The 3,964-nt window shown below is 66.7% G+C and carries 5 protein-coding genes; 2 read left to right on the top strand and 3 right to left on the bottom strand.

Annotated elements, in window-relative coordinates; all coding sequences use genetic code 11:
• Positions 1 to 1,365 (top strand): RNB domain-containing ribonuclease (locus tag VFV09_00265; GenBank protein ID HEU4866135.1); only part of this gene is annotated, 1,365 nt, incomplete at its 5' end.
• Here the strand turns inward: VFV09_00265 and VFV09_00270 are convergent.
• Together VFV09_00270 and VFV09_00275 are read right to left on the bottom strand one after the other, a co-directional pair.
• The gene (locus tag VFV09_00270) at positions 1,362 to 2,249 is read right to left on the bottom strand and encodes an aldo/keto reductase (protein HEU4866136.1); all 888 of its coding nucleotides are present in this window, start codon (positions 2,247 to 2,249) and stop codon (positions 1,362 to 1,364) included. The genes VFV09_00265 and VFV09_00270 overlap by 4 nt on opposite strands.
• A 30-nt stretch (positions 2,250 to 2,279) precedes the next feature.
• Positions 2,280 to 2,846, bottom strand: a complete 567-nt coding sequence (locus tag VFV09_00275) for a GNAT family N-acetyltransferase (GenBank protein ID HEU4866137.1) — start codon at positions 2,844 to 2,846, stop codon at positions 2,280 to 2,282.
• A gap of 132 nt (positions 2,847 to 2,978) precedes the next feature.
• Here VFV09_00275 and VFV09_00280 point away from each other — a divergent pair, with 132 nt between their 5' ends.
• Positions 2,979 to 3,557, top strand: a complete 579-nt coding sequence (locus VFV09_00280; GenBank protein ID HEU4866138.1) for a YdcF family protein — start codon at positions 2,979 to 2,981, stop codon at positions 3,555 to 3,557.
• Here VFV09_00280 and VFV09_00285 read toward each other — a convergent pair.
• Positions 3,554 to 3,964 (bottom strand): hypothetical protein (locus VFV09_00285; GenBank protein HEU4866139.1); only part of this gene is annotated, 411 nt, incomplete at its 5' end. The genes VFV09_00280 and VFV09_00285 overlap by 4 nt on opposite strands.

Below are 3,964 nucleotides of genomic sequence, written 5' to 3' on the forward strand. Positions count from 1 at the left end.
TTCGAGAGAATCCGCAAGGGCATGGGCGTGCCCGAGAGCTTCCCGCCGGAGGTTGAAAAAGAGGCGGCCGGGGTCGCCCGCAGAAAGTTTCCCACCGGTCCAGAGCGCGCCGACCGCCGGGAGATCGAACTTTTGAGCATCGACCCCCCGGGCAGCATGGACCTCGACCAGGCCTACGCCGCATCCCGCCTGGATTCCGGCTACAGGGTGTTCTACGCGATCGCGGACGTCGGGCACTTCGTCGACCCGGGCAGCGCCCTCGAGGCCGAGTCGATGAAGCGGGGTTCGACGCTCTACACGCCGGACAGGCGGATACCTCTCTACCCGCCGGTCCTAAGCGAGGGCGCCGCCAGCCTTCTTCCGGAGCAGGATCGCCCGGCGGTTTTGTGGACCTTCGAAGTCGGCGCCGGAGGCCTGGTAGCGGAGGTGACGGTCGAACGGGCGCTGGTGCACAGCCGCCGCCGCCTCACCTACCGCGAGGCCCAGGAAGAGATCGACTCGCCGGGCACGTGCGAGTCGCTGCAGGTGCTGAAGGAGGTGGGTCTGCTGCGCCAGAAGGTGGAGCGGGACAGGGGAGGGGTGGACCTGAAGCTCCCCGACCAGCAGGTCGAGCACACGCCCGCCGGCTTCGAGGTCGTCTACCGTAGCGACGTGCCGGTCGAGAGGTGGAACGCCCAGATGTCGCTGATGACCGGCATGGCCGCCGCCGACCTCATGATCAAACGAGGGTCCGGTCTGCTGAGGACTCTTCCCGCCCCCTCCGACGAGACCGTCGATAGCCTGAGGGCCAGTGCCGCCGCCCTGGGTCTGGAGTGGCCGGAATCCATGAGGTACCAGGAGTTCATCCGCAGCCTGGATTCCACCAAGCCGAAGCAAGCGGCGATGCTCTCTGCGGCCAAGGTCCTTTTCCGGGGCGCCGGCTACGCCTTCTTCGACGGCGAGCCGCCCGAGCAGCCGAACCACTACGCAGTAGCCGCGCCTTATGCACACGTGACCGCTCCGCTGCGCCGCATGGCCGACCGGCTGTGCAACGAGCTCCTGCTGGGCAACGGTAGCCCGCCCCAGACGCTGCTGGACCGCCTGGCGGAGGCGCCGGAGGCGCTCAAGGCGGCCGACAAGCGCTCCCGGGAGCTGGACAGCCGGCTGGTGGACTTCGTTGAGGCCCAGATGCTCTGCGAACGGATGGGAGAGGTGTTCTCCGGCGTTGTGGTGCAGACGGGTGCCAAGGGGGCGATGGTGCAGATTGGTTCGCCTGCGGTGCTGGCCAGGAGCAAGGGCTCCAGCTATTCACTGGGCGATCGGGTCTCGGTCAAGCTGGCCGCTGCCGACCCGCTCGAGGGTTACGTCGAATTCGAGCCGGCCTAAGGAGGCCCCGCGTCCCCCTTGGGGTGGGCCTCGTCGATCAGCTTGAACTGCTCGTCGCTAAGTTCGAGCCCGGCGGCGCCCATGTTCTCCTCCAGGTGGTCCACGGAAGCGGTTCCGGGGATCGGCAGCATCACCCCGGCCCGGGCGAGCAGCCAGGCGAGCGCCACCTGGATGGGCGTGGCCCCGGCCTCCGACGCCACCGAGGCCAGCGGGCCTTCGGGGCGGGCCAGGTCTCCGGTGGCGATGGGGTACCAGGGGATGAATCCGATGCCCTCCCGCTCGCAGTAGTCGAGCACGTCCTCCCACCGCCGGTCGGCCAGGTTGTAGATGTTCTGCACCGAGACGATTTCGGCGACCTTCCGGGAGGCCTCGATCTGCTCTATGCCCACCTCGGACAGTCCGATGTGGCGAACCTTTCCCTCGTCCTGTAACTCCTTGAAGACGCCCACCTGGTCCTCCAGCGGGAAGTTCTCGTCGATTCGATGAAGCTGGTAGAGGTCGATCGTCTCAACCCCGAGCCGTTTCAGGCTCCCCTCGGCGGCCTTGCGAAGCCGTGCGGGGTCGCCGTTCTCAGTCCACTCGTTCGGCCCGGATCGCAGGAACCCCGCCTTGGTGGCGATGGTCACGCCGTCGTACGGGTGAAGCGCCTCCCGGATCAGCTCTTCGCTGACATTGGGGCCGTAGGAGTCGGCGGTGTCTATGAAGTCCACCCCCAGCTCGACCGCCCGCCGAACCACCCGGATGCACTCGTCGGGGTTCGCAGGAGGGCCCCAGATGCCCCGGCCGGTGATCCGCATGGCGCCGAACCCCATGCGGTGGACGGGCATATCTCCGCCCAGACGGAAGGTTCCGCCGGCAGCGTTTGGTGGTTTCGATTTTGCCATTCCCCACCTTATCCGGGAACACCGGCCTATTCAGGAGGCCTGGAGCCCGCCTATCGGCCGCTTCATTGCGAAGTGCGGAGGGCCGTCGGGAATCAGGGGGAGGTCGGTGGTGACCAGGAAGCCGAACCGTTCGTAATAGGCGACGTTCGCCGGGTTCGACGTCTCCAAGTAGCAGTAGACGCCTTCGGAGTCCGCGCGGTCCAGTATCGGCTGGACCAGTAGGGTGCCGAGCCCTTTGCGCTGGGCCTCGGGCCGGATCCCCAGCGCCTCGAGCGACCAGTGCCGGTCCTTCGGGTGGTGCAGCTCGGAGTTGGCCCCCAGGCGGGTAAACGTCCTGAACCCCTTTGGATCGGCGGCCCACACCCTGGTGAAGGGCCAGGTCGCCCGCAACTTGCGGACGGCCGACCACGGGAAAGCGCCCGGCGGCAGCCAGACGGCCACCCCCAGCGCCACGCCGTCCTCAATCGCGGCGTAGACCGCCCCGAACGGGATGGCGTCCCTGACTGTGGCGAAGAAAAAGTGGGGAAGAACCTTGTTGCGGCGTCGTTTGTCGGGGTAGACGGAGGTGAAAGCCGGGTAATCGGCGTGACTCTGCATCAGGGCGGCGGCTCCGAGCTGGGCCTGGCCCTTCTTCAGGATGACGATCTCGGGATCCGTGTCAGCTCCTCGTACTCGGTGGGACGCACAGATTAGTCGGGAATTCTTGCATCGGGGGGTAAGCTCGAAACGATGAGGATCCTGTTCAAGCTGGTGGTTGTGGCGGCCATGGCGCCGATTCTGTATCTGCTGTGGACGGCCGGAGGAATATGGCAGACGTCCAGGCAGGACCAGCGTCCCCCCTCGGACGCCATTGTGGTGCTGGGGGCGGCCCAGTACGACGGCGACCCCTCTCCGGTCTTCAAGGCCCGCCTGGACCACGCACGCCAGCTGTACGAGGGGGGCGTCGCTCCGCTCATCGTCGTGCTCGGCGGCAAGCAGGAGGGGGACCGATTCACCGAGGGGCAGGCCGGCACGGCCTACCTGGAGCAGACCCTTCCGGTGGACCGGGTAACCGGGATCAAGGCGGGCGAGGACACGCTGGACAGCCTGCAGAAGTTCACCGGCCTCGCCGAGGAGCGCCAGATCCACAAGATCGTTCTCGTCAGCGACCCTCTGCACCTCGGACGGGCCAGGGAGATGGCCGAGGACCTGGGGTTCGACGCCGCGGTGTCGGCTTCAGAGATTCCCGAGAGTGACGAGACCAAGCGCGACGGCCTGATCCGGGAGACGCTCAACCTGACCTTCTACCGGATCTTCTCGGTCTCCTAAACGAAAGACAGCACCTTGACGATGGCGGCAGGCTCGCCGAGGGCCGGCGAGGGGTTAGCCGACCACATCGGAAACGGGTGCCAGTCGCCGTTCTCCAAGAGGATCAGAGCCCTGCTCTGCTGAAGCTTGTCGCCGTCGGCCCAAATCTCCACCTTCACGCCGCCCTGCAGCGCCCCGAAGATGAACTCGAGGGACTGGCTGACCCAATCGGCTCCCACCGAGGAGTTGAAGTGCACGTGGCCGTACTCGTAGTCGACCGTGACCTCCTCGTCCCGGCGCACCAGGATGGTTACGTCAAGCTCCGACGGGTTCTGGTGGGGGAGGTGGATCTCAAGGACCTCCGATCCCTGCCCGGTCAGCCCGATTCCTTCGTCCAGCTGCGACAGATCCAGGTGACGGAGCATGCG

Source organism: Actinomycetota bacterium, assembly GCA_035759705.1.
Taxonomy (GTDB): Bacteria; Actinomycetota; CADDZG01; order JAHWKV01; family JAHWKV01; genus JAJCYE01.